The sequence below is a fragment of the Pseudomonas sp. HLMP genome (assembly GCF_046365545.1).
GTDB lineage: Bacteria > Pseudomonadota > Gammaproteobacteria > Pseudomonadales > Pseudomonadaceae > Aquipseudomonas > Aquipseudomonas guariconensis_B.
Window position 1 is genome coordinate 1,178,882 of sequence record NZ_JBDLLR010000001.1, and the last position, 25,168, is coordinate 1,204,049.

Here is a 25,168-nt window from a genome sequence, read left to right on the forward strand (position 1 = left end):
GCGGGGCTCCCTTCGCGCGGTGATTTCAACCCTTGCCCTTGGTCCGCGTCTGGTTCGGCCCGCCGTTCTTCTCCAGGTGCGCGATGATCATGCCGGCCACGTCCTTGCCGGTGGTCACCTCGATCCCCTCCAGCCCTGGCGATGAGTTCACTTCCATCACCAGCGGCCCGTGGTTGGAGCGCAGGATGTCCACGCCGGCCACGCTCAGCCCCATGACCTTGGCTGCGCGGATGGCGGTCATGCGCTCTTCCGGGGTGATCTTGATCAGGCTGGCGACGCCACCCCGATGCAGGTTGGAGCGGAACTCGCCAGGCTTGGCCTGGCGTTTCATCGAGGCGATGACCTTGTCACCGACCACGAAGCAGCGGATATCGGCCCCGCCGGCCTCGCGGATGTATTCCTGGACCATGATGTTCTGCTTCAGGCCCATGAATGCCTCGATCACCGACTCGGCGGCCTTGGTGGTCTCGCACAGGACCACGCCGATGCCCTGGGTGCCTTCGAGCACCTTGATCACCAGCGGGGCGCCGTTGACCATCTGGATCAGGTCGGGAATGTCGTCCGGCGAGTGGGCGAAGCCCGTGACCGGCAGGCCGATGCCGCGCCGTGACAGCAGTTGCAGGGAACGCAGCTTGTCGCGCGAACGGGCGATGGCCACCGACTCGTTGAGCGGGTAGACGCCCATCATCTCGAACTGGCGCAGCACGGCGCAGCCATAGAAGGTGACCGAGGCGCCGATGCGCGGGATCACCGCGTCGAAGCCCTCCAGCGGCTTGCCGCGGTAATGGATCTGCGGCTTGTGGCTGGCGATGTTCATGTACGCACGCAGGGTATCGATCACCACCATCTCATGGCCGCGCTGGGTACCGGCTTCGACCAGGCGACGGGTGGAATACAGACGCGGGTTGCGCGACAGCACAGCGATCTTCATGCAGCACCTGTGACAGGGGAAAGGGTGGTCGGAAAGGCCGGTTTGTCCTGAACGTACTTGAGGCCGGGGTTGACGACCAGTTGGCCATGGATCAGCGCCTTGGAGCCGAGCAGCAGGCGATAGCGCATGTTCTTGCGGCAGGCCAGGGTGAACTCCACTTCCCAGACCCGGTCGCCCAGGGCCAGAGGGGTACGGATCACATAGCGGACCTGGGCCTGGCCGTTGGAGCTCTTGATGGTCTTGCGGGTGACCAGTGGCGCCTCGCAGCGGCGGTGACGCAACTGCACCACCGAGCCCAGGTGGGCGGTGAAGCGCACCCAGGGCTGGCCATCGCGCTCGAAGGGTTCCACATCGGTGGCGTGCAGGCTGGAGGTGCTGGCACCGGTGTCGATCTTGGCGCGCAGGCCCGCGACGCCGAGGTCGGGCAGGGCGACCCACTCGCGCAGGCCGATCACAGTCAGATGGTCAAATGTCTTCACGAAGCACACCCTGCGAATGAGGTGGTGAACTGTAAGCACGCCGGCGACTTTTTGCATCCGCAAGTTACGGTAGTACAGTTCGGTGACAGACAGCATTCGAGGTATCGGGATGGCACACAAGTCGGAAGAAGACGACAAGGTTCGCCTGGACAAATGGTTGTGGGCGGCGCGTTTCTACAAGACCCGGGCCCTGGCCAAGGCAGCCATCGAGAGTGGCAAGGTGCATTGCCGGGGCGAGCGCTGCAAGCCGGGCAAGGAGCCGCGGGTGGGCGACGAGTTCGTCCTGCGTACCGGGTTCGACGAGCGCACCGTGGTGGTCAAGGCGCTGTCGGTGGTGCGACGGGGCGCGCCGCAGGCGCAGGCCTTGTACGAGGAGACCGAGGAGAGCGTTCGGCGTCGCGAACAGGCGGCGCAGATGCGCAAGGCCGGGGCGCTGGGCGTGACCACCGACGGGCGCCCGACCAAGAAGCAGCGGCGGCAGATCCACCAACTGCAGGGCAGTTACGACTGAGCCGACAGGGCTGCCTTGCAGCCCCAAAGGGCAGCCAAGCGCGATCAGCCCGCGCGTACCACGCTCAGCCGCCTCACCCACGGCAACCGGGCCAACAGCGCGAACAGCGGTGCCGTCCAGCGCAGCAGCGCCGCGCTGGCCTTGGCCGCCAGTGGCGTATGGCAGCTCCAGCCTAGCGCCAGGACCGCCATCAGCAGCCCGCCGATATAGTCGTCCTGCCCCCAATGGGCACCGGCCACCAGGCGCGGCAGCATGAACAGCACGGCCAGGCTCCAGGTCAGCAGGTGCTGCAGCAGGCGGCGGCTGAACAGGCTCATGAACAGCGCCCAGACCAGCAACACCGAGGCATGGTCGCCCGGGAAGCTCTTGCTGGAGCGGTCCTTCAGTTCCCAGCTGGCCTCGAGGTCGGGGTAGAAGTCGCTCAGGTGGATGGCATCGCCGAATACCATCGACGGGCTGTCATGTTGCCAGCCGGAGGCATCCACCCACTTGGAAAACAGCGCGCGAATCACCACTAAGAGGATTAGCGTGACCAGGAAGCCGAAAAAGGCCTCGCGTACCTGGCAGGCCTTGAACACCCAGTCGCCACGGATCAGCAGCGCCAGCAGGATCAGGCCGACGACGATATCGAAGGGGCGCAGGCTGCCGAGGGTCCAGATGTAGCGCCAGATGGCGTTGTCGGCCAACGGCGCGTTGAGGCTGTGGAACAGCCACTCGTCGAAAGTCAGGCACAGGATCTGGCCAAAGGGCCATAACCAGAAACACAGTAGAGCGATGGGCAGCAGGGTACAGGCTGCCAAGGGGCCCCAGGACCACCTTGCTTGGAACAGTGGTCGATTGTCCATAAGATACCTCTATTGCCAGCGGGATATGGAGCGCCTCGTGAGCGCTCTGCAACGGGACTTTCAAGTCCGTTTACACATTTTGTCATCATTTTCAGATAGCCAGAACCTATGCACGATTTGCCGGATACCGATTTCACCCAACGTTTCATCTTCGACGACCGCGATGTGCGCGGTGAGTGGGTGGCGCTCGAACGCAGCTATGCCGAGGTGCTGGCCCGTCATCCGTACCCGCAGCCTGTGGCGCTGCTGCTCGGCGAACTGATGGCCGCCGCCGCGCTGCTGGTCGGTGCGCTGAAGTTCGATGGCCTGCTGGTATTGCAGGCGCGCTCGGAAGGCCCGGTGCCGCTGCTGATGGTCGAATGCTCCAGCGACCGCGAGATCCGTGGCATGGCCCGGTACGACAGTGCGCGCATCGATGCCGACGCCGGGCTCGAGCAACTGATGCCCGAGGGCGCCCTGACCCTGACCATCGATCCGCTGCAAGGCCAGCGCTACCAGGGCATCGTCGACCTGCACGGGGCCAGCCTGTCGGAGTGTTTCACCAACTACTTCGTCCGTTCCCAGCAGCTCAACACGCGCTTCTGGCTGCATGCCGACGGTCAGCGCGCCCGGGGCCTGCTGCTGCAGCAACTGCCGGTGGACCGTGAGCGCGACGAAGAAGACCGCGAGGCCAGTTGGCAGCATGTGACCACCCTGGCGGGCACCCTCAGCGCCGAGGAAGCCCTGACCCTGGACAACGAGACCCTGTTGCACCGCCTCTACCATGAGGATGCCGTGCGCCTGTTCGACATCCAGCCGCTGCACTTTCGCTGCAGCTGCTCGCGCGAGCGTTCCGGCAATGCCCTGGTGAGCCTGGGCGAGCACGATGCACGGCAACTGGTCGAGGAATGTGGCGGCCAGGTCGAGATCGATTGCCAGTTCTGCAACCAGCGCTACTTCTTCGATGCCAGCGATGTCGCGCAATTGTTTGCCGGGGGCGGCACGGACGCACCGTCAGAAACTCGGCACTAAAACGATTCACTACAGGAAATTCTCCTGTCTAACTGCGAAAAAGCGCAGTTCTGACAGGAGGGGCCTACTTTTTTTGGGCTTTTCTGGCATAATCCGGCCACTTTTTTCGCTGTAGTAGTTTGGAAAAGACCACTACAAAACGTTTGGAGCACTCGGCCTCGGGCCGGATGGGGTACCTCATGACGCAAGCCAACAACACCGTGTACACCGACCTGAGCGTCGATGAGCTGGTAAAAGAAGCGCTGTCCCGCGGTGAAGGCGAACTGGCCGATACCGGCGCGTTGGTCGTGAAAACCGGTCATCGCACCGGCCGTTCGCCAGCTGACCGTTTCATCGTCGACGAGCCCAGCACCTCCGGTGCCATCGCCTGGGGCCCGATCAACCGCAAGTTCCCTGCCGACAAGTTCGATGCCCTGTGGGCGCGCGTCGAGGCGTTCAACAACGCCCAGGAGCACTTCGTCTCCCACGTTCACGTAGGCGCTGCCGCCGAGCACTACCTGCCGGTCAAGATGGTCACCCAGACCGCCTGGCAGAACCTGTTCGGCCGTTGCCTGTTCATCAACCCGGCCCAGTACAACCCGGCCGGCCGCGAAGAGTGGCAGGTCCTCAACGTCGCCAACTTCGAGTGCGTCCCCGAGCGCGACGGCACCAACTCCGATGGCTGCGTCATCATCAACTTCGCCCAGAAGAAGGTGCTGATCGCCGGTATGCGTTACGCCGGTGAAATGAAGAAAGCCATGTTCTCGGTGCAGAACTTCCTGCTGCCGGCCGCCGACGTGCTGCCGATGCACTGCGCCGCCAACATCGGCGAAGCCGGCGACGTGACCCTGTTCTTCGGCTTGTCCGGCACCGGCAAGACCACCCTGTCGGCCGACGAGAGCCGTTACCTGATCGGTGACGACGAGCACGGCTGGGGCGAGGGCGTCGTGTTCAACATCGAAGGCGGCTGCTACGCCAAGTGCATCGACCTGTCCGAGAAGAACGAGCCGGTCATCTGGAAAGCCATCAAGCACGGTGCGGTGCTGGAAAATGTCGTCCTCGACGATGCCAAGCACGCTGACTACGCCGACGGCAGCCTGACCCAGAACAGCCGCGCGGCCTACCCGCTGGAGCACGTCGAGAAGCGTTCCGAGAAGAACCTGGGCGGCGAGCCGAACGCGGTCATCTTCCTGACCTGCGACCTGACTGGCGTTCTGCCTCCGGTGTCGATCCTCAACAACGAGCAGGCGGCCTACCACTTCCTGTCCGGCTACACCGCGCTGGTCGGCTCCACCGAAATGGGTTCGGGCGGCGGCATCAAGTCGACCTTCTCCACCTGCTTCGGCGCGCCGTTCTTCCCACGTCCGGCCGGCGAATACGCCGAACTGCTGATCAAGCGCATCAAGGGCTTCGGCTCCAAGGTCTACCTGGTCAACACCGGCTGGACCGGCGGTGGCTACGGCGTCGGCAAGCGCTTCAGCATCCCGACTACCCGTGCCGTGATCGCTGCGATCCAGAGCGGCGCCCTGGTCGGTGCCGAGACCGAGCACCTGGACATCATCAACCTGGACGTGCCGAAGGCCGTTCCGGGCGTCGAGACCGTCCTGCTCAACCCGCGCAACACCTGGGCCGACCCGGCTGCCTACGACGAGGCTGCCAAGAGCCTGGCCAAGCTGTTCATCGAGAACTTCAAGAAGTTCGAGGTTTCCGAGGCCATCCAGGCCGCCGGTCCACAGCTCTAAGCCAAGACCCACGGGTGGCCGCTTTCGCGGCCCATCGCGACACAAGGCCGCTCCCACGTTGATCTCAAGATCAGTCGTGAACCTGGAGCGGCCTTGTGGTGTTTGGGGTTACGGTTATTGCTTTATGCTTCATGGCCACTTCTGCCTAGCATGCATCATACGGATGATTTCGATACGGTCCTGAAGGGCTCGATAGACCATCACGTCATTTGGCCGAACGACAATTTCCCGTGTGCCGCCGTATCTACTCAGCTTGTAGAGCGATGGGATATGGGCGCCCGCCTCGCTTTTTCCCTGAAAGCTTCATCCAGCGCAATGGCAGCGTCGGGATTGTCTGCCGCGATGTGCTCCATTATGCGGTAGCGGTCCTTGCACGCCATACCAGGAGTGTCACTGCCGCCTGGCTCTGAGGGCTGCGCGACGTGCAGCAAACAGTCGCTCTACTTCCTCGTCATCCCTCAGTAGTGACGGGTCGTTGAGGCTGGCCTCCATGTGTTCGGCAAACCACATTGCCGCCGCGTTGGGCTGTCAGGACGTGTCCTGTTCATTGATACTGACCTGTATGGCCCAGCCGCCTGGTTGCCGAGTTCCTGTGGGAAGCGTCCCTTCCATGGAGCAAAATTGATCTATGTGATTTTCAGAAAATTTATCTCCGTGCCACTGGCCAGGACAAATCATGACCGAATCTCCCCAACACGCCGACTTCACCCACTTCCACCCCATCCTCACCCGCCCGCAAGACAACGACCTCAACGGCCACCTCGCCGGCGCCACGGTGCACGGCTGCTTCGAAACCGCCATCCAGGCGTTTCTCGTCGAGCAGGCCGAGCTGGACCTGCGGGATGGCGAGCTGGCGGCGTTCGTGGTCAGTTCGGCGGCGGATTTCTATGCGCTGCCGGGCTTCCCGGATGTACTGGAGGTGGGCTTGGGGGTGACGCGCCTGGCGGGTAGCACGGTGGAGTATCGCCTGGCGCTGTTTCGCCCAGGCGAGCCGCAGGCCTGTGCGGCGGGCACGGTGGTGCAGGTCTTCGTCGAGCGTGCCAGCGGCCGGCCGGTAGCGCTGCCCGAGGCCTTGCAGGCCACCCTGGCGGGGCTGCAGCTCAAGCGTTGAGGCCGATACGAAAAGGCCCTGCCGGTCAGGGCAGGGCCTTTAGGCAAGGCGCAGGCCTTGCGTATCTCAATGGCGCCAGTGGCGCTTGTTCTTGTGCTTGCGATGGCCGTAGTGATGGCCGCGGTCCCAGTGACGACGGCCGTCGTAGTCACGACGATAACGGCGGTCGTGACGCTCGTCGGCGTCGGCCTTGTTGCCCATGTAGTTACCCAGGGCACCGCCGGCGCCACCGCCAGCTGCGGCGCCGATCAGGCTGCCGGTATTGCCGCCGACCTGGCGGCCGATCACGTTGCCGCCCGCAGCGCCCAGCGCGCCACCGATGGCCGCTTCGCCGCGTTGGCGCTTGTCGGCCCCCACCGCACTACCGGCGGCACCGCCCAGGCCCGCGCCGATGGCCGAGCCCGTGCTGCCACCGATGGACTGGCCGACCACGGAGCCGAGTACCCCACCCAGTGCGCCGCCAATGCCAGCCTCGGTGTTGCCGCCTGCCATGGCAACGCCGCTGAGCAGGCCGAAGGACAACAACAGAATCGAGGAGTACTTCTTCATCAAGAGAGCCTCATAGGGATGACGAGGCGAATTTGAGGCTCTCCGATGCGCCTGGCAACGAAAATCCGACGAGTTGCACGAGTTGTACACAATTTTCTAACTAATTGATTTTAATATGAAACTTTCTTGTTTTTCGGTTGTCTTAAGTTACTTGAGACAAAGCCCTGGCCCTTGCGGACAGGGCTTTTTTCGTTGTGCCTGCCAGGCAGTCGTCACGCGTGCGCCGCCGGGCTGAACACCCGTGGTGCGCTGTGCTTGGGTACGTGGATGAGGTTGAGGTTGTGCTGGCGGGCCCATTGCAAGGCCAGGCCGGTGGGGGCTGAAAGGCTGACCAGGGTCTGGATGCCGGCGCGCAGGACTTTCTGGATCAGCTCCAGGCTGCAGCGGCTGGTGACGACGGCCAGGCCGCCCCGGGTATCGATGCCCTGGCGCAGCAGGGCGCCGATCAGCTTGTCCAGGGCGTTGTGCCGGCCGATGTCTTCGCGGCCGAGCAGCAATTCGCCGTGGCGGTCCATGAACAGCGCTGCATGCACGGCGCCGCAGTGCTGGCCCAAGGGCTGGAAGGCGTCGATGCGCTCGCGCAGCCCGGCCAACCATTGGGCAGGTGGCAGTGGCGCGCCAGGCAGTTCGGCAAGCTCAGGCAGCGCCTGCTCCAGGGCCTCGACCCCGCACAGGCCGCAGCCGCTGGTGCCGGCCAACTGGCGGCGCTGGTTCTTCAGGTTCCAGAAGGCCCGGCTGGAGATCTCCAGGTCGGCGTACAGCGCCGAGCCACTGCCGGAGAGCTTCACGTCGTAGATTTCCTCGGTGCCAGCAACGATGCCGCTGCCGACGCTGAAGCCAACGGCGAAGTCTTCCAGGTCGGTGGGGCTGACCAGCATCACTGCCTGGTTCAGGCCGTTGTAGGCGATGGCCAGGGCGACTTCCTCGGCGAGCGGGGTGCTGTCGCGCGCCTCGTCGGTGAGCTGTCGGTAGTCGTAGGTATTGCTGGCGGCAGGCAGCGACAGCGATGTGGACGCCGCACAGACCGGAGGTTTGCTGTTCATCGGGGCGGGTTACCGGCGGCTTTGTTTACCCGCCCAAGCCTAAGCCGGTGGGCGGGTGGCGTCCAGTCGCTAGGGTCTATGTGGTGATAAAGCGCGTCGATGGGGCGCCGGGCAGCGGGGTGGACGATCCTGGCCTAGACTCCTGCTTCCGAGTATTCATCATCAAGGAGAGCGACATGAGCCTGTTCAGTTTCGTGAAGGAAGCCGGAGAGAAGTTGATCGACCTGCTGACCCCCGGCAACGCCAATGCCGAGGAGCAGCTCAAGAAGCACGTCGAGAGCGTTGGCTTGGGCAACCCGAATATCTCTGCCACGGTGGAGGGCGACAAGGTCATCCTCAAGGGCGAGGTCGCCAGCCAGGAGGAAAAGGAGAAGCTCATCCTCGCCGCCGGCAATATCGATGGCGTGGCCACGGTCGAAGACCAGATCACCGTCACCGGGCCGGTGGCTCAGGCGGCGCGTTTCGTCACGGTGAAGAAGGGGGATACCCTCAGTGCCATCGCCAAGGCCGAGTACGGCGATGCCAACCAGTACAACAAGATCTTCGAGGCCAACAAGCCGATGCTCAAGCATCCGGACAAGATCTATCCGGGGCAGGTGTTGCGCATTCCTGAGTGATACGGCGTTGGGGACCGTGCCGGCCTGTTCGCGGCGGTTCGGTGCCCCGACAAGCCTGCCTCCCCAGGTTCTGGGTCAAGTGGCATTGGGGCTGCGTTGCAGCCCATCGCCCCCAGAAAGCCTTGGGGCAGTTTTCAAAGGCCTACCAGCAACGCCCGATAATCCTCGACCGCCGCGAACTCCTGGGTATCCCTCGGCTCGCCGCGACTGTCCGGCTGGCGCACCGCCAGCAGATGCCCGACCCCGAACCGCCGCGCACTGCGCAGGATCGCCAGGGTGTCGTCGATGAACAGGCTGCGCCCCGGCTCGAAGCCGATGTCCGCCCGCAGCGCATCCCAGAACTGGGCGTTCTCCTTGGGGTAGCCGTAGTCATGCGAGCTGATCAGCCGCTCGAAGTACGGTGCCAGTTCCACCCGCTCCAGCTTCAGCGACAGCGAGTCGCGATGGGCATTGGTGATCAGCACCACGCGCTTGCCGGCCCGGCGCAGGGCGGCGAGGAAAGTGTCGGCGTCCGGGCGCAGGGCGATCAGGTCGGCGATCTCCTGCTTGAGCTCACGGATCGGCAAGCGCAGCTCGCGGCTCCAGAAATCCAGGCAGTACCAGTTCAGGGTGCCGGCGTTGCGCTCGAACAGCGGCTGCAGCTCCATTTCCGCCATGGCCCGGCTCACGCCATGTAGCTCGGCGTAGCGCTGGGGCAGGTGTTCCAGCCAGAAGCGGTTGTCGTAATGCAGGTCGAGCAGGGTGCCATCCATGTCCAGCAGGACGGTATCGATGGCGGACCAGGGAAGAACGGGCATGGGAAATTCTCGATCAGTCGGCAAGCCACGGTATAGTAACCCGTTCACGCCAAGGAGCCGCCCCATGCGCCAGAAACCCACCGTCCTCAGCCGCGAGATCGTCGCCAGCAGTCGCCTGTTCCGGGTCGAAGCCGTACAGTTGCGCTTCGCCAACGGCACCGAGCGGACCTACGAGCGCCTGGTCGGGCGCGGCAATGGCTACGGTGCGGTGATGGTGGTGGCCATGCTCGACGCCGAGCATGCAGTGTTGGTGGAGGAATACTGCGGCGGCACCGACGAATACGAGTTGTCCCTGCCCAAGGGCCTGATCGAGCCGGGCGAGGACGTGCTGGCAGCGGCCAACCGCGAACTCAAGGAAGAAGCCGGCTTCGGTGCGCGCCAGTTGGAGCACCTGACCGAACTCTCCCTGTCGCCTGGCTACATGAGCCAGAAGATCCAGGTGGTGCTGGCCACCGACCTCTACGAGGAGCGCCTGGAAGGCGACGAGCCCGAGCCGATGCGGGTCGACAAGGTCAGCCTGCGTGAACTGTCGGCCCTGGCCATGCACCCGCAGTTCTCCGAAGGCCGTGCCCTGGCGGCGCTGTACCTGGCTCGCGACCTGCTGGCCCAGCGGGGGCTGCTCGAGGTATGAACGACCAACAGCTGATGCACGAGGTGGCCAGGCTGGCAGGCCTGGCCGGCAAGGCCATCTTGCCGTTCTGGCGTGCTGGCGTCGCGGTGACCACCAAGGCCGACGACTCGCCGGTGACCGCCGCCGACCTGGCCGCCCACCGGGTCATCGTCGAGGGCTTGCAAGCCCTGGCGCCGCAGATCCCGGTGCTGTCCGAGGAGGACTGCGACATCCCCCTGGCCGAGCGCCAGGCCTGGCAGCGTTGGTGGCTGGTGGACCCGCTGGACGGCACCAAGGAGTTCATCGCCGGCAGCGAGGAATTCACCGTCAACATCGCCTTGATCGAGGCCGGCGAGGTGGTGTTCGGCGTGGTCGCCATGCCGACCAACGGGCGCTGTTATTTCGGCGGTCGCCGCTTGGGTGCCTGGCGCGCCGAAGCGGGGGTGCAGGCCGAGCCGATCCAGGTGCGCAGCGCCCCACCTGCCGGGGGGCGCTTCACCGTGGTCGCCAGCCGGCGCCACTCCAGCCCGCAGCAGGAAGCCCTGCTGGCCGGCCTGGGCAGCGCCGTGGGTGAACTGGCGCTGGCCAATATCGGCAGTTCGCTGAAGTTCTGCCTGTTGGCCGAAGGCGCCGCCGATTGCTACCCGCGCCTGGCGCCGACCTCCCAGTGGGACACCGCCGCTGCCCAGGGCGTGCTCGAAGGCGCCGGCGGCGAGGTGATCGGCCTGGATGGCCAACCGTTCCTCTATCCGCCGCGCGAATCGCTGCTCAACCCATTCTTCCTGGCCTTGCCCGGCGCCGCCGACTGGCGCCAGGCGCTGCTGCAACTCGCCTCAGCGATGTAGCACGTACTGCCCGCTGAAGGTCACGGCGGGCGCGTCGCTGCCGGTATTGCTGACCACGGTGTCCAAGGTCAGGCGTGCCCGGCCGCGGCGCTGGTACAGCGCCACGAAGCGTTCCCAGGTCTTGTCGTCCGGCGCCTCGCAGCGCGCCACGGCGGTGCCTGTGACCGGTAGCGGGTAGTTGATCCGGCCCTCCTGGATGACGATATGACCATCGTCGATGCCCAGTTCGCGCAGGCGCAGGTGCAGCCAGCCCCAGCCCACCAGCACCGCGGCGCAGTACAGGCTGCCGCCGAACATGGTGCTCTTGTGGTTGACGTTGGCGGCCAGGGGCAGTTGCAGGCGCAGGCATTGCTGTTGCCAGTCGATGACCTCCAGGCCCATCTGCCGGGTCAGGGGAATGTCGCTGTGCAGTACGGATTGCAGATACTGGCTGTCGGTGGTCATGGGCGGTTGTCCTCCTGGTCGTCGTGCCCGCTGCTGCTGCCTTCGAAACTCAGGCCGTGCTTGCGCAGCTTGTCGTGCAGGGTCTTGCGTGGGATGCCGAGGGCCTCGGCGAGGCTGCGCATGGAGCTGTGTGGCTGGGCCAGCTCGGCGGCGATCAACGAACGCTCGAACTGCTCGACCTGTTCGCTGAGGTTGCCGCCGGGCACCGGCGCCGGTGCACTGGGGCTGGCCGGCGCCTGGCCGTCGAGGGCCAGCTCCAGGCCCAGGGCGAAGCGCTCGGCAGCGTTCTGCAGCTCGCGCACGTTACCCGGCCAGTCATGGCGCAGGAGCATGACCCGCTGGGCCGGTTGCAGGCTATTGGGCGAAAGGCCATGGCGCTGGCTGGCCGCGTCGGCGAAGTGCTGGAACAGCACCAGGATGTCGTCGCCGCGCTCGCGCAGCGGCGGGATGCGCAGCGGCGCCACGTTCAGGCGGTAGTACAGGTCGGCGCGGAAGCGCCCCTGGTCGGCGGCCTGGCGCAGGTCTTCCTTGGTCGCGGCGATGACGCGGATGTCCAGAGGGATCTGCTGGTTGCCGCCCAGGCGTTCCACCACCCGCTCTTGCAGCAGGCGCAACAGCTTGACCTGCACGTCCAGGCTCATGCTCTCGATCTCGTCGAGGAACAGGGTCCCGCCATTGGCGAACTCGAACTTGCCGATGCGCCGTTTCTGGGCACCGGTGAAGGCCCCCGGCTCATGGCCGAACAGCTCGCTCTCGACCACCGACTCGGCCAGGGCCCCGGCGTTGATCGCCACGAACGGGCCGTCGCGGCGGCTGGACAGGTCGTGCAGGGCGCGCGCCACCACCTCCTTGCCGGCGCCGGTCTCGCCGAGGATCAGCACATCGGCGCGGGTGCCGGCCAGGGCGCCGATCTGTTCGCGCAGGCGTTGCATGGCCGGCGACTGGCCGACCAGACGCGCGGCCAGTTGCTGACGGTCGCTCAGGGCCAGGCGCAGGCTGCGGTTGTCCAGCACCAGGCGGCGCAGGGCCAGGGCACGGCGCACGCTGTCGAGCAGGGCATCGCTGGCGAAGGGTTTTTCCAGGAAATCGTAGGCCCCGGCGCGCATGGCCTGCACCGCCAGGGGCACGTCGCCGTGGCCGGTGATCAGCAGCACCGGCAGCTCGTTGTCGCGGCCCTGTACCTGCTCCAGCAGTTGCAGGCCGTCGATGCCCGGCATGCGGATATCGCTGACCACCACGCCAGGCCAGTCGGCCTCGATGCGCTCGGCCAGGCCATGGGCGTCGGGCAGGGAGACGACCTTGAGCCCGGCCAGGTCCAGGGTCTGGCTCAGAGCCTGGCGCAGGTGCGGGTCGTCGTCCACCAGGATGACCTGGGCGCGGCTGTCGATCAGTGTCTCGGGGCTCATGCCGAGGGGTCCTCCGAAGGTTGCAGGTTGGCGCCGGGCTTGGCCACGCGCAGTTGCAGGGTCAGCAGGGCACCCCCTTCGGGGTGGTTGCCCAGCAGCAGCTCACCGCCGAGGGCGTGCATCAGGCTTTCGCAGATGGCCAGGCCCAGCCCCAGGCCCTGGGTCCGGGTCTTGGTGGTGAAGAACGGCTCCTTGGCATGTTCCAGGGCCTGGCGGCTGAAGCCAGGGCCATTGTCGCGGATGTACAGGTAGACGTAGCCGTCGCGCTTTTCGGCACTGAGCCACAGCTTGCGCGGGTTGGCCTTCTCGGTCAGCGCGTCGAGGGCGTTGGCCAGCAGGTTGCCGAGTACCTGGCGCAGGCGCGTCTCGCCTGCCTGGACCCACAGCGTGGCATCCGGCAGGTCGCGGACCAGCTCCACGGCCATGGCACGGCGGCGCTTGGCCAGCAGCGCCAGGGCGTCGTCCAGCGCCGGCTGCAGGGCCACGCTCTCCGGGGCATGCTGGTCGCGGCGGGCGAAAGCGCGCAGGTGGGCGATGATCGAAGCCATGCGCCCGGTCAGTTCGCCGATCAGCTTGAGGTTGCCGCGGGCGTCCTCGGTGCGCTCGTGGTCGAGGAGGATCTCGGCGTTCTCGGCGTAGCTGCGGATCGCCGCCAGCGGTTGATTGAGCTCATGGCTGATGCTCGCCGACATGGTGCCGAGCACCGACAGCTTGCCGGCCTGGACCAGCTCGTCCTGGGCGCGCACCAGCTCCTGCTGGGCCTGCTCGCGTTCCAGCACTTCCGTTTTCAGGCGGGCGTTCAGCCCTTCGAGGTCGGCGGTGCGCTCCATCACGCGCTTTTCCAGCTCCTGGCGCCCGCGCGCCTCGAAGCCGATGCGGTCGATGTAGTGGCGCCGCCGCTGCATCACCAGGCCGGCCAGCAGCATCAGTACCAGCAGGGTGCCAGCGCCGATGGCCATGACCGTCTGCACCGAGCGATCCACCAGCATGCGGGGGGCGAGGATACTGACCTTCCAGCCGGTCTCCTGGATGTCGCGGCTCTGCACCAGCCAGGCCGAGGGGTTGAGGTTGAGCGGCTGCGGGGCCTGGGTCGGGTAGGGCTGGATGGCGATCATCGCCTCGCGCTCGGCCTCGGTCAGCTCGCGGGTGGCACGGAAACGCCAGTCGGGGCGAGAGGTCAGCACCACCACGCCGTTCTGGTCGGTGAGCAGCAATTGTTCAGGGGTACGCCCCCACAAGGTCTCGGTGTGGTCCAGGTCGACCTTGACCACCAGCACGCCGACCACCCGCTCGCGCTCGTGCACGGCCGCGGCGAAGAAATACCCCCGCTTGCCCGAGGTGGTGCCTTGGCCGAAGAAACGCCCCAGGCGCCCCTCCATGGCTTCGATGAAGTAGGGACGGAAGGCGAAGTTGCGACCGACGAAGCTGTCGTGCTTGTCCCAGTTGGAGGCGGCCAGGGTATTGCCGCTGATATCCATCAGGTACATCACCTCGGCGCCGGTCTGCTCGACGATGCTCTTGAGCAGGCGGTTGGCGTTGGTCACCGCCTCGGTCTTGAACGGGTCGGCCAGCACCCCGCGCAGGGCCGGCAGGTCGCCGAGAATCTGCGGCAGGGTCTCGTAGCGGTGCAGGGTGCCGAGCAGGTTGGCGACGTAGAGGTCGAGGGTCTGGCGGTTCTGCGAGGCCAGTTCGTCCTGGTAGTAGCGTTCGGCAAGATGGTGCAGTGGCCAGAGCAGCGGGGCCAGGCACAGGGCCAGCAGGGCAAGGCTGCGCCAGCGTGGGCGGCGGGGAGGCGTGGAAATCGAAGTCATGGTGATGCGCCAGAAGGATCTGGCGCAATTATGCGCTACTTGAGGCAGTCGATCAGCGCCTGGCGCCAGTGCGGCTGGCTGACCTGCCATTCACGGGCAAGGTGCGAGCAGTCCAGGCGCGAATTGCGTGGGCGGCGTGCCGGGGTCGGGTATTCGCTCGAAGGGATCGGCAGCAGCTCGGCGCAGGGTAGCCCCTGGGCGCGCAGGTGTTCGCCGATGGCCTGGGCGAAGCCGAACCAGGAGGTCTCGCCCTGGGCGGTCAGGTGGTAGGTGCCCCAGGCGCCGGGCTGGCCGGCCTGCCAGCGCTCGATGAGGGCGCGGGTGCTGGCGGCGATGGTGGCGGTCCAGGTCGGTGCGCCGATCTGGTCGTCCACCACGCGCAATTGCGGCCGCTCCTGCAGCAGGCGCTGCATGGTCAGCAGGAAGTTGCGCCCGTGCAGCGAGTAGACCCAACTGGTGCGCAGGATCAGGTGCTCGCCCACGACCGCGGCGATGGCCTGCTCACCGGCCAGCTTGCTGCACCCATAGACACTCAATGGATGGGGCGTGTCCTGTTCGGTGTAGGGGCTGGGCTTGCTGCCATCGAAGACGTAGTCGGTGGAGTAGTGGATCAACGGCACGCCCAGGCGCGCGGCTTCCTCGGCCAGTACCCGTGGGCCTTCGGCGTTGATGGCGAAAGCCCGTTGCGCGTCCTGTTCGGCCTGGTCCACTGCCGTATAGGCCGCGGCGTTGACGATCAGGTCGGGGGCGAGCTGGCGTAGCGGTTCGCGCAGCGCCTCGGGGTGGGCCAGATCGAGTTGCTCGCGGCCGAGCAGGTGCAGTTCGCCCAAGCCCGCCAGTGCGCCTTGCAGCGCCTGGGCGAGCTGGCCGTTGCGGCCGCACACGAGGATCTTCATGGAAACAGCTGCGCCTCGGCCAGCGATACGCCGGCCTGGTCCTTGGCCGACAGCTGCGGCGGGCCTGGCAGGGCCCAGTCGATGGCCAGGTCCGGGTCGTCCCAGCGGATGCAACGCTCGGCGGCGGGGTTGTAGTAGTCGGTGGTCTTGTACAGGAACTCGGCCGATTCGCTCAGGACCACGAAGCCATGGGCGAACCCCGGCGGGATCCACAGTTGGCGATGGTTGTCGGCCGACAGGCGCACCGCCACCCAGCGGCCAAAGGTCGGCGAGCTGCGGCGGATGTCCACTGCCACGTCCAGCACCTCGCCCTGGACCACGCGGACCAGCTTGCCCTGGGGGTTCTGTACCTGGTAGTGCAGGCCGCGCAGTACGCCGTGCTGGGAGCGGGAGTGATTGTCCTGGACGAAGTCGACGGTGACGCCGGTCTGCGCCGCGAATGCACGGGCATGGAAGCTTTCGAAGAAGAACCCCCGGCTGTCGCCGAACACCTTGGGCTCGATGATCAGCACGTCGGGGATCTGCGTGGCGATGACGTTCATGGGTACTCTTCCGCCAGCTTGCCCAGGTACTGGCCATAGCCGGTCTTCTTCAGTTCATGGGCCTTGGCCAGCAGTTGCTCGCGGCTGATCCAGCCCTTCTGGAAGGCGATTTCCTCGAGGCAGGCCACCTTCAGGCCCTGGCGATGCTCGATGGTCTGCACGTACTGCGAGGCCTCCAGCAGGCTGTCGTGGGTACCGGTGTCGAGCCAGGCGAAGCCACGACCGAACCGCTCCACGCGCAGGTCGCCACGCTTGAGGTAGGCGTTGGTGACATCGGTGATCTCCAGTTCGCCTCGGGCTGACGGGCGGATGCCCTTGGCGATCTCGATCACATCGTTGTCGTAGAAGTACAGGCCGGTCACGGCATAGCTGGAGCGGGGCGCGATGGGTTTTTCCTCGATGGACAGGGCGCGGCCCTGGTCGTCGAACTCGACCACGCCGAAACGCTCCGGGTCCTTGACCCAGTAGCCGAACACCGTGGCGCCGGAAGGTTGGTTCACCGCGCGCAGCAACTGCTCGCTGAAGCCCTGGCCGTGGAAGATGTTGTCGCCGAGGATCAGGCACACCGGGTCGTTGCCGATGAACTGCTCGCCGATCAGGAAGGCCTGGGCCAGGCCGTCGGGCGAGGGCTGCTCGGCGTAGCTCAGGGCGATGCCGAACTGGCTGCCGTCGCCGAACAGCTGGCGGTACTGCGGCAGGTCCTGGGGCGTGGAGATCAGCAGGATGTCGCGGATGCCCGCGAGCATCAGCACCGAGATCGGGTAGTAGATCATCGGTTTGTCGTAGATCGGCAGCAGCTGCTTGGAGACGCCGAGGGTGATGGGGTGCAGGCGGGTGCCGGAGCCGCCTGCCAGGACGATGCCCTTGGTCATGCGATCAGGTCCTTGAAGTCGGTATTGCCCAGGCGCTCGCCCTGGTAGCTGCCATCTTGGACGTGCTGGCACCATTGGCGGTTGTCCAGGTACCACTGCACGGTCTTGCGCAGGCCGCTGTCGAAGGTTTCTTGCGGCACCCAGCCCAGCTCCCGCTCGATCTTGCCGGCGTCGATGGCGTAGCGCAGGTCATGGCCGGGGCGGTCCTGGACGAAGGTGATCAGGTCGGCGTAGTGGGTGACGCCGGCTGGGCGCTGGGGCGCCAGCTCTTCGAGCAGGGCGCAGATGGCGCGTACCACGTCGATGTTCTTCTGCTCGTTGTGGCCGCCGATGTTGTAGGTCTCGCCGACCTGTCCTTCGCTCACGACCTTGAGCAGGGCGCGGGCATGGTCCTCGACGAACAGCCAGTCACGCACCTGCTGGCCATCGCCATACACCGGCAACGGCTTACCGGCCAGGGCATTGAGGATCATCAGCGGGATTAGCTTCTCGGGGAAGTGGAACGGGCCGTAGTTGTTCGAGCAGTTGCTGATCAGCACCGGCAGGCCGTAGGTGCGATGCCAGGCACGGACCAGGTGGTCGGAGGCTGCCTTGCTGGCCGAGTAGGGCGAGCTGGGCGCGTAGGGCGTGGACTCGGTGAAGAGGTCGTCGGCGCCATGCAGGTCGCCATAGACCTCGTCGGTGGAAATGTGGTGGAAGCGCAGCGCGCTGCGCTGTTCGGCCGGCAGCCGGCTCCACCAGGCGCGCGTGGCCTCCAGCAGGGCATAGGTGCCGACGATGTTGGTCTGGATGAACGCCGCCGGGCCGTCGATGGAGCGATCCACGTGGGACTCGGCCGCCAGGTGCATGATCGCCTGGGGTTCGAAGCGCGCCAGCAAGGCGCTGACGGTGGCCTGGTCGGCGATATCGGCCTGGACGAACTCGTAGCGGGTATTCGTGGCGATGCTGCGCAGGGACTCGAGGTTGCCGGCGTAGGTGAGCTTGTCGAGGTTCAGCACCTCATGCTCGGTGTGGTCGATCAAGTGGCGGATCAGGGCCGAGCCGATGAAGCCGGCGCCACCCGTGACGAGAATGCGCATCTCAAACTGCCTCTGGAAAAGCGGGTTCAGGTCCCCTGGAAACACTAGCTTGGCGGCTCGGGGGACGGGTTACAAGCGATGCCGTCGAGCCTTTGCCGGCCTTGACCGATCGACATAGTCATCGCCTGCCTCTTGTATATCGGCAGCAGCGGTGGCGATATAAGCGACAAAAAAACGAGGTACCTTTTCCATGCCCCTCAGCACCCTGATCCAGCGTTCCAGCCAGCCCAGCCCCTCGCTCGGCGAAGCCCAGGCCCACGCCCTGCTGCGGGCGCACTACGACCTGGAAGGGGCCTTGCACCCCCTGGGCAGCCAGCAGGACCTGAACCTGTGCCTGGACAGCGCCGAGGGCCGCTTCGTGCTCAAGGCCTGCCACGGCAGCTATGCCGAGGTGGAGCTGCAGGCCCAGCATGCAGCGCTGGCCTACCTGCGCGCGCAGGGGCTGCCGGTGCCGGCGGTACGCCAGGCCCGCGACGGCCAGGACCTGCTGACGCTGGACATCGACGGCCAGCCGCTGCGGGTGCGCCTGCTCGACTACCTCGACGGCCAGCCACTGACCCGCCTCAAGCACATGGCGCCGCGCCTGATGGCCGAGCTGGGCGGCTTGTGCGCTCGAGTCGACAAGGCCTTGGCAGGCTTCGATCACCCAGGCTTGGAGCGCACCCTGCAGTGGGATCCACGCCATGCACAGGCGCTGATCGGGCACCTGCTGCCAGCCTTGCAGGACGACAGGCGGCGTGCGCAAGTCGAGCAGGTCACCCGTCTTGCCGTCGAGCGCCTGCAGCCCCTGGCAGGGGCGCTGCCGAGCCAGGCCGTGCACCTGGACATCACCGACGACAACACCGTCTGGGCCCGCGACGCCGAACGCCAATGGCAGTTGCAGGGCGTGATCGACTTCGGCGACCTGTTGCGCACCTGGCGCATCGCTGACCTGTCCGTCACCTGCGCGGCCCTGCTGCACCACGCCGAAGGCGATCCGCTGCGCATCCTGCCGGCGGTCAGTGCCTACCAGGCCATCAACCCCTTGCAGGAAGCCGAGCTGCGTGCGCTGTGGCCGCTGGTGCTGATGCGTGCCGCAGTCCTGGTGCTCAGCAGCGAAGAGCAATTGCGTGTGGAGCCCGGCAACCAGTACATCCGCGACAACATCCCCCACGAATGGGAGATCTTCGATACCGCCTGCAGCCTGCCCTTCGCCTTGATGGAGGCGGCGATCCTGCAGGCTGGCGGGCACGCCCTGGCACCACTGGCACTGGATGGGTGCGTGCCGTTGCTGCCGGCCCTGGCCGGGCAGGCCGTGGCACGGCTCGACCTGGGCGTGCTCAGTCCGCACTGCGAGGCGGGCAACTGGGAGCAACCCGGCTTCGACCAGCGCCTGCTGGCTGCGCAAGCCACCCCGGCCTGCACCCTGCACGGCCAGTACCGGCTGTCGCAGACCCATGTCGATCGCCCCCAGGAGCCGGCCACCTGCGCCCTGGGCGTGGAGCTGAACGTGCCGCCTGGCAGCGTGCTGCAGGCGCCAGCAGCGGGCACCTGGCAACGTGATGGCGATGGCCGGGGCTGCCTGCGCACCTCGCACTGGAGCCTGTGGCTGAAGGGGTTGGAAGAGGCGCCGGTGGATGGCCAGGCCCTGGCCAAAGGGCAAGTGCTGGGAACCACCTGCGGCTTCCTGGGCGTCCAACTGTGCCGCGACGACGGCCAGCAGCCCCCGTTCTTCGCCATGCCCTCGCAGGCCCAGGCGTGGCTGGCCCTGTGCCCCTCGCCACGGCCCCTGCTCGGCTTCGATTGCGACGCCGAACCGCTGGTCGACCCGCAAGCCCTGCTGGCCCGCCGCGAGGCCAGCTTCGCCCGTTCGCAGAAGCACTACTATGCGCAGCCACCGCATATCGAGCGGGGTTGGCGCAACTACCTGGTCGACATGCAGGGCCGCTCCTATCTGGACATGCTCAACAACGTCGCCGTGCTCGGCCATGGCCACCCGCGCATGGCGGCCGAGTCGGCCCGGCAGTGGTCGCGGGTCAACACCAACTCGCGCTTTCACTACGCGGCCATCGCCGAGTTTTCCGAGCGCCTGCTGGCGCTGGCGCCAGAGGGCTTCGACCGGGTGTTCCTGGTCAACAGCGGCACCGAAGCCAACGACCTGGCCATCCGCCTGGCCTGGGCCTACAGCGGCGGGCGCGACCTGCTCAGCGTGCTGGAGGCCTACCACGGCTGGTCGGTGGCCACCGATGCCATCTCCACGTCCATCGCCGATAACCCCCAGGCCCTGGAGACCCGGCCAGACTGGGTGCACCCGGTGGAAGCGCCCAATACCTTCCGGGGCCGTTACCGTGGCCCGGACAGCGCCGCCGGCTACCTGCGCGATGTCGAGGTCAAGCTCGCCGACCTCGACGCGCGCGGCCGGCAGTTGGCCGGCTTCATCTGCGAGCCGGTGTACGGCAATGCCGGCGGCATCGCGCTGCCTCAGGGCTACCTGCGCCAGGTCTATGCCAAGGTGCGCGCGCGTGGCGGGGTGTGCATCGCCGACGAGGTGCAGGTGGGCTACGGCCGCCTGGGCGAATACTTCTGGGGCTTCGAGGAGCAGGGTGTGGTGCCGGACATCATCACCATGGCCAAGGGCATGGGCAACGGGCAGCCGCTGGGGGCGGTGATCACCCGGCGGGAGATCGCCGAGGCGCTGGAGGCCGAGGGCTACTTCTTCTCCTCGGCCGGCGGCAGCCCGGTCAGTTGCCGCATCGGCCTGGCGGTGCTGGACGTGATGCGCGACGAGGGCCTGTGGGACAACGCCCGCGAGGTGGGGCGGTATTTCAAGGCGCGGTTGCAAGCGCTTGTCGATAAACATCCACTTGCCGGCGCCGCCCATGGCTCGGGCTTCTACCTGGGGCTGGAGCTGGTGCGCGATCGCCAGACCCTGGAACCGGCCAGCGAGGAAACCAAAGTGCTGTGCGACCGGCTGCGCGACCTGGGGATCTTCATGCAGCCGACCGGCGACTACCTGAACATCCTCAAGATCAAGCCGCCGATGTGCACCACGCGGGAGAGCGTGGATTACTTCGTCGACAGCGTCGACCGGGTGCTGGGGGAGGATCTCTAGCGGCGGTAGGGCGCAGACGTTCAACTGCTGCCGGGGGCCGCGAAGCGGCCCCCAAATACCACCTGAGACGTCTCAGCCAGATTTTTATCGTTCTAGGTGGCAGCCTTATGTCGGTCAAGTCTGTCTTTTGGCTTTTAAAGTCGATATTTATCGGTTATAAATTTCGCCACGTCACCAACAGGAACCCGCCACGACCGCGGAAGGTGTGCTGGTGCATACTTTCGACCTGGATGGCCCGCTGGAATCCTGATCGATCAACGACCCGGCGCAACCGGCGCCGGGCCTTCGCAGAGGTTACCCATGAAAACCCTCAACACCACCCCGCGTGCCGACGGCTTCCACATGCCTGCCGAGTGGGCTGCGCAAACCCAGGTCTGGATGGTCTGGCCGGAGCGCCCGGACAACTGGCGCCTGGGCGGCAAGCCGGCGCAGGCCGCACACGTGACCCTGGCCAAGGCCATCGCCCGCTTCGAGCCGGTCACCGTGGCCGTCTCCGCCGGCCAGTACGAGAATGCCCGCCGTCAACTGGACCTGCCCAACATCCGCGTGGTGGAAATCAGCAGCGACGACGCCTGGGTGCGCGACACCGGCCCGACCTTCGTCATCAACGACCAGGGCGAAGTGCGTGGCGTGGACTGGGGCTTCAACGCCTGGGGTGGCTTCGAGGGCGGCCTGTACGCACCCTGGAACCGCGATGAGGCGCTGGCGGCCAAGGTCCTGGAGATGGAGCGCTGCCAGCGCTACCACACCGAAGGTTTCGTGCTCGAAGGTGGCTCGATCCATGTGGATGGCGAAGGTACCCTGATCACCACCGAGGAATGCCTGCTCAACCGCAACCGCAACCCACACCTGAACCGCGAGCAGATCGAAGCGATCCTCCGTGAACACCTGGCGGTGGAAACCATCGTCTGGCTGCCGGAAGGCCTGTACAACGACGAGACCGACGGCCACGTCGACAACTTCTGCTGTTACGTCAGCCCCGGCGAAGTGTTACTGGCCTGGACCGACGATTCCAACGACCCCAACTACGCGCGCTGCCACGCTGCCTACGACGTGCTGAAGAACAGCCGCGACGCCAAGGGCCGCGAGTTCGTGGTGCACAAGATGCCGATCCCGGGCCCACTGTATGCCACCGAAGAAGAGTGCGCCGGTGTCGACCAGGTGCTCGGCAGCCAGGAGCGCAGCCCGTCGGTGCGCCTGGCCGGTTCGTACGTCAACTTCCTGATCGTCAACGGCGGGATCATCGCGCCGAGCTTCGACGACCCGGCCGATGCCCAGGCCCGGGCGATCCTGGCCAAGGTTTTCCCGGATCATGAAGTGGTGATGATCCCGGGCCGCGAACTGCTGCTCGGCGGTGGCAACATCCACTGCCTGACCCAGCAGCAACCAGCGCCGGTCAAGCGCGGTTGATGTCCAGGGGCCGTGAAGCGGCCCCTTTCTTTTCCTGGCGATGGCCGGTGGGGGGCATGGCACAGGATTTGTATTGTTTTTTCATTGTGTTTCATACAGTTAGGCCTACGCCGTTCTGTAACAAAACCAACGTAAGTTAACCGCTCACGGCCCCAGGGAGTACGTGTGGAGATGAATGCAGCAAGTGAGTCGGTTTTGCCCCCCTCGGCAGTGAACCACCAATCGCTCAGGATCTTGACGCAGTGGTTGAAACAGCATGGAAGCCATCCGGTCAGGACGACCGACCCACGACGTCTGCTGGATGGGCGATACCCTCAAGGCCTGATCAGCGAAGCGGAGCTCGAGGCGCTGTTGGCTGACTGGCATTGACCCGGGCAGGAGTCCTGCAACGAAAAACGCCACCGCATGTCGCGGTGGCGTTTTTCGTTGCAGGGACTGTCACAGGGTCAGAAGCTGTAGGTCCCGGTGACCACCAGGCTGCGCGGCTCGCCCGGCTGGATCTGCGCCGCACTGGTCGCCGAGCTGTAGTAGGTCTTGTCGGTGATGTTGCTCAGCGCCGCACGCACATCCCAGTCATGGGTGCGGTAGCCGGCCAGGGCGTCCCAGCGTCCATAACCCGGCATCAGCGTGGTGTTCTGGTTGTCGGCATAGCGCTCGCCCACCAGGGTCAGGCCGGTCTCGGCGTACCAGCCCAGCTCCGGCTTCCAGGTGATGAACAGGCTGCCGTTACGCTTGGCCACGTTGTTGATGCGGTTGCCTTCCTGGCCGTTGTTGTCCTTGACGAGGGTCGCGTCCTGGATACCGATGCCGCTGCGTACATACCAGTTGCCAACGATGTTGCCGGTGGCGGTCAGCTCGATGCCGCGCGAGCGCTGCAGGCCGCTGAGCAGGGTGATGGTGGGGTCGTTCGGGTCGCGGGTGCGGCGGTTGTACAGCTCCAGTTCATAGAGGGCCAGGGTGGTGCTCAGGCGCTTGTCGAGCCAGTCGCTCTTGACGCCGATCTCTTTCTGCCGGGTGTGTTCCGGGCTGGTCTGGTTGGCATTGCCTGTCGCGCCCGGGGTGATGCCGATCAGCCCGCCACCGACCGGCGAGAAGGTCTTGCTCCAGGAGGCATAGAAGGAGTGCTCGCGCCAGGGCGAATAGACCACGCCCAGGCGTGGGCTGGTGCTGGTGCTGTCCTGTTTCTCGGACAGGCCGTTCAGCCTGTTGGTGGTTTCCACCTCGAAGCGGTCGAAGCGCACGCCGGCGAGGATCTGCCACTGATCGTTCAGGCGGATCTGGTCCTGCAGGTACAGGCCACGGCTGTCGACCACGGTGTGGTTGTCGCTGGTCACCGTCATCGGCCCGTTGTGCTGCTGGCTGCGGTCGGGGTTGTCCAGGTCCACCCCTGGTACCGACGGGCCGGCGGAGCGCAGCAGCGGATCGCGGCGCTGGTTGCCGATCTCAACGCCGACCAGCAGCTTGTGTTCCAGGCCCCAGGTGGCGATGTCGCCTTCGGCTTCCAGGTTGTTGAACAGGTTGCGGGTGTTCAGGTCCTGCTGCCAGCGCTGGCGGGAGACCAGGTTGGTGCTGGGGGCGTAGCCGGTCAGGTAGGTATTGTCGAACTCACTGTCGAGCTTGAACAGGCCCAGGGTGTGGCGCAGTTGCCAGTTGTCGCTGAGCTGGTAGTTCAGCCGCGAACGCAGCGACTGGGCCTTGTCGTCGATGAAGTCGCGCTGGGTATCGCCGTAGGTGGTGTCGCGCCCGACATCCGCCGGGCGGCCGTCGACGCCAGGGATACCACGGTCCGGGGTACGGTTGTAGCGGCTGTACTCGTACTGCACCAGCCAGTTCAGCTCCGGGGTGAGTTGCCAGCTCATGGATGGGGCGAACAGCTGGCGGTTGCCGTCCACGCCGTCGCGGAAGCTGTTGCTGTCTTCGTTGCCCATGTTCAGGCGCAGGCTGAGGGTGTCGCTGGGGTCGGCGCTGAGGTCGGCATACAGGCTGCGCAGGTCTTCGCTGCCGCCACGGGCCTCGATGCTCGAGCGGCGGCCGTGCTCGGGTGCCTTGCTCACCCGGTTGACGATGCCGCCCTGGCTGCCACGGCCGTAGAGCACCGCTGCCGGGCCCTTGAGCACTTCGATCCGCTCGATGTTGTGCAGGTCGCGCACGTACTGGCTATCGTCGCGGATGCCGTCCAGGTAGAAGTCGTTGCTGGCATCGAAGCCGCGGATACGCACGCTGTCGAAGCGGGTGTCGGCCCCGCTGCTGACGTTGGGGATGCCTTCGAGGGCCTTGCCCAGGGTATTGCTGCCGTAGTCCAGGAGGTTGTCGGTCTTCACCGTGTCGATGGCCTGGGGTACGTAGCGCACCGGCGTGGAGGTACGGGTCGCGGTGCTGACTTCCTTGACCCTGGGGGTGTCGCGCTCACGGTCGCTGTCGGCGGTGACCGACAGCTCCGGCAGGGTAGTGGTGGCGGCATTGGCCAGCCCGGCGCTGAACAGCAGCGACAGGCCCAGCGTCAGGGGTGACAGGCGGCAGGGAACAAGCATGGACACATCCGAAAGG

The 25,168-nt window shown here is 66.0% G+C and carries 24 protein-coding genes; 10 read left to right on the forward strand and 14 right to left on the reverse strand.

Annotation, left to right across the window (positions count from 1 at the left end; translation table 11 throughout):
* Positions 1-25: 25 nt before the first annotated feature.
* Positions 26-931 carry a 30S ribosomal protein S6--L-glutamate ligase gene (gene rimK, locus ABFA30_RS05660; RefSeq protein ID WP_225786639.1) on the reverse strand — a complete coding sequence of 302 codons (906 nt, stop codon included), beginning with the start codon at positions 929-931 and terminating at the stop codon, positions 26-28.
* Positions 928-1,410 carry an ATP-dependent zinc protease gene (locus ABFA30_RS05665; RefSeq protein ID WP_225786638.1) on the reverse strand — a complete coding sequence of 161 codons (483 nt, stop codon included), beginning with the start codon at positions 1,408-1,410 and terminating at the stop codon, positions 928-930. Before ABFA30_RS05665 ends, rimK begins: the two co-directional genes overlap by 4 nt.
* Positions 1,411-1,519: 109 nt before the next feature.
* Between ABFA30_RS05665 and ABFA30_RS05670 the strand changes: the two genes are divergently transcribed.
* Positions 1,520-1,921: an RNA-binding S4 domain-containing protein gene (locus ABFA30_RS05670; protein ID WP_225786637.1), complete on the forward strand. Its 402-nt coding sequence runs from the start codon at positions 1,520-1,522 to the stop codon at positions 1,919-1,921.
* A gap of 44 nt (positions 1,922-1,965) precedes the next feature.
* On the opposite strand, the gene ABFA30_RS05675 is transcribed toward ABFA30_RS05670, so the two are convergent.
* Positions 1,966-2,766 (reverse strand): phosphatase PAP2 family protein, encoded by an 801-nt coding sequence (locus ABFA30_RS05675; protein ID WP_225786636.1) that lies wholly within the window; start codon positions 2,764-2,766, stop codon positions 1,966-1,968.
* A gap of 108 nt (positions 2,767-2,874) precedes the next feature.
* On the opposite strand from ABFA30_RS05675, the gene hslO reads away from it, so the two are divergent.
* The 3 genes from hslO (at position 2,875) to ABFA30_RS05690 (ending at position 6,609) form a co-directional block, all read left to right on the forward strand.
* Complete coding sequence (hslO, locus tag ABFA30_RS05680) at positions 2,875-3,777, forward strand: Hsp33 family molecular chaperone HslO (protein ID WP_225786635.1); 903 nt, start codon at positions 2,875-2,877, stop codon at positions 3,775-3,777.
* Positions 3,778-3,956: 179 nt separating this feature from the next.
* Entirely contained in the window at positions 3,957-5,498 is a 1,542-nt protein-coding gene (locus ABFA30_RS05685; protein ID WP_225786634.1) for a phosphoenolpyruvate carboxykinase, read from the forward strand.
* A 676-nt stretch (positions 5,499-6,174) separates the two neighbouring features.
* Complete coding sequence (locus ABFA30_RS05690) at positions 6,175-6,609, forward strand: acyl-CoA thioesterase (RefSeq protein WP_225786633.1); 435 nt, start codon at positions 6,175-6,177, stop codon at positions 6,607-6,609.
* Between the two features lie 66 nt (positions 6,610-6,675).
* Here the strand turns inward: ABFA30_RS05690 and ABFA30_RS05695 are convergent, their stop codons facing one another.
* Entirely contained in the window at positions 6,676-7,158 is a 483-nt protein-coding gene (locus tag ABFA30_RS05695; protein ID WP_225786632.1) for a glycine zipper domain-containing protein, read from the reverse strand.
* 212 nt (positions 7,159-7,370) lie between these two features.
* Entirely contained in the window at positions 7,371-8,201 is an 831-nt protein-coding gene (gene fdhD, locus ABFA30_RS05700; RefSeq protein ID WP_253080286.1) for a formate dehydrogenase accessory sulfurtransferase FdhD, read from the reverse strand.
* A gap of 176 nt (positions 8,202-8,377) precedes the next feature.
* On the opposite strand from fdhD, the gene lysM reads away from it, so the two are divergent.
* Positions 8,378-8,818 carry a peptidoglycan-binding protein LysM gene (gene lysM / locus ABFA30_RS05705; RefSeq protein WP_225786630.1) on the forward strand — a complete coding sequence of 147 codons (441 nt, stop codon included), beginning with the start codon at positions 8,378-8,380 and terminating at the stop codon, positions 8,816-8,818.
* Positions 8,819-8,952: 134 nt separating this feature from the next.
* Here the strand turns inward: lysM and yrfG are convergent, their stop codons facing one another.
* Entirely contained in the window at positions 8,953-9,615 is a 663-nt protein-coding gene (gene yrfG, locus ABFA30_RS05710; protein WP_253080285.1) for a GMP/IMP nucleotidase, read from the reverse strand.
* A 64-nt stretch (positions 9,616-9,679) separates the two neighbouring features.
* On the opposite strand from yrfG, the gene nudE reads away from it, so the two are divergent.
* A complete protein-coding gene (gene nudE / locus ABFA30_RS05715) occupies positions 9,680-10,246 on the forward strand; it encodes an ADP compounds hydrolase NudE (protein ID WP_225786628.1) in 567 nt (188 codons plus the stop codon).
* Positions 10,243-11,070 carry a 3'(2'),5'-bisphosphate nucleotidase CysQ gene (cysQ, locus tag ABFA30_RS05720; protein ID WP_410045210.1) on the forward strand — a complete coding sequence of 276 codons (828 nt, stop codon included), beginning with the start codon at positions 10,243-10,245 and terminating at the stop codon, positions 11,068-11,070. The genes nudE and cysQ overlap by 4 nt, the downstream gene beginning before the upstream one ends.
* Here the strand turns inward: cysQ and ABFA30_RS05725 are convergent.
* Genes ABFA30_RS05725 through rfbB form a run of 7 tightly spaced genes read right to left on the reverse strand, consistent with a single transcriptional unit; the run spans position 11,059 to position 18,120 of the window.
* The gene (locus ABFA30_RS05725; protein WP_225786626.1) at positions 11,059-11,514 is read right to left on the reverse strand and encodes a YiiD C-terminal domain-containing protein; all 456 of its coding nucleotides are present in this window, start codon (positions 11,512-11,514) and stop codon (positions 11,059-11,061) included. The genes cysQ and ABFA30_RS05725 overlap by 12 nt on opposite strands.
* Entirely contained in the window at positions 11,511-12,920 is a 1,410-nt protein-coding gene (locus tag ABFA30_RS05730; protein ID WP_253080284.1) for a sigma-54-dependent transcriptional regulator, read from the reverse strand. Before ABFA30_RS05730 ends, ABFA30_RS05725 begins: the two co-directional genes overlap by 4 nt.
* The gene (locus tag ABFA30_RS05735) at positions 12,917-14,731 is read right to left on the reverse strand and encodes an ATP-binding protein (protein ID WP_225786624.1); all 1,815 of its coding nucleotides are present in this window, start codon (positions 14,729-14,731) and stop codon (positions 12,917-12,919) included. Before ABFA30_RS05735 ends, ABFA30_RS05730 begins: the two co-directional genes overlap by 4 nt.
* Before the next feature lie 35 nt (positions 14,732-14,766).
* Positions 14,767-15,627, reverse strand: coding sequence for a dTDP-4-dehydrorhamnose reductase (rfbD, locus tag ABFA30_RS05740; protein ID WP_253080283.1), 861 nt, complete (start codon positions 15,625-15,627; stop codon positions 14,767-14,769).
* The gene (gene rfbC, locus ABFA30_RS05745; RefSeq protein WP_410045211.1) at positions 15,624-16,169 is read right to left on the reverse strand and encodes a dTDP-4-dehydrorhamnose 3,5-epimerase; all 546 of its coding nucleotides are present in this window, start codon (positions 16,167-16,169) and stop codon (positions 15,624-15,626) included. Before rfbC ends, rfbD begins: the two co-directional genes overlap by 4 nt.
* On the reverse strand, positions 16,166-17,041 hold the full coding sequence (gene rfbA / locus ABFA30_RS05750; protein WP_368815485.1) for a glucose-1-phosphate thymidylyltransferase RfbA: 876 nt from the start codon (positions 17,039-17,041) through the stop codon (positions 16,166-16,168). The genes rfbC and rfbA overlap by 4 nt, the downstream gene beginning before the upstream one ends.
* Complete coding sequence (rfbB, locus tag ABFA30_RS05755; protein WP_225786620.1) at positions 17,038-18,120, reverse strand: dTDP-glucose 4,6-dehydratase; 1,083 nt, start codon at positions 18,118-18,120, stop codon at positions 17,038-17,040. The genes rfbA and rfbB overlap by 4 nt, the downstream gene beginning before the upstream one ends.
* A 190-nt stretch (positions 18,121-18,310) precedes the next feature.
* Between rfbB and ABFA30_RS05760 the strand changes: the two genes are divergently transcribed.
* The 3 genes from ABFA30_RS05760 (at position 18,311) to ABFA30_RS05770 (ending at position 22,990) form a co-directional block, all read left to right on the forward strand.
* Positions 18,311-21,211 (forward strand): aminotransferase, encoded by a 2,901-nt coding sequence (locus tag ABFA30_RS05760; protein ID WP_410045212.1) that lies wholly within the window; start codon positions 18,311-18,313, stop codon positions 21,209-21,211.
* A gap of 300 nt (positions 21,212-21,511) precedes the next feature.
* Positions 21,512-22,621 (forward strand): agmatine deiminase, encoded by a 1,110-nt coding sequence (aguA, locus tag ABFA30_RS05765; protein ID WP_253080279.1) that lies wholly within the window; start codon positions 21,512-21,514, stop codon positions 22,619-22,621.
* Positions 22,622-22,792: 171 nt separating this feature from the next.
* Complete coding sequence (locus ABFA30_RS05770) at positions 22,793-22,990, forward strand: hypothetical protein (protein ID WP_225786862.1); 198 nt, start codon at positions 22,793-22,795, stop codon at positions 22,988-22,990.
* A gap of 77 nt (positions 22,991-23,067) precedes the next feature.
* On the opposite strand, the gene ABFA30_RS05775 is transcribed toward ABFA30_RS05770, so the two are convergent.
* Positions 23,068-25,152, reverse strand: a complete 2,085-nt coding sequence (locus tag ABFA30_RS05775; RefSeq protein ID WP_410045213.1) for a TonB-dependent receptor — start codon at positions 25,150-25,152, stop codon at positions 23,068-23,070.
* Positions 25,153-25,168 lie beyond the last annotated feature (16 nt).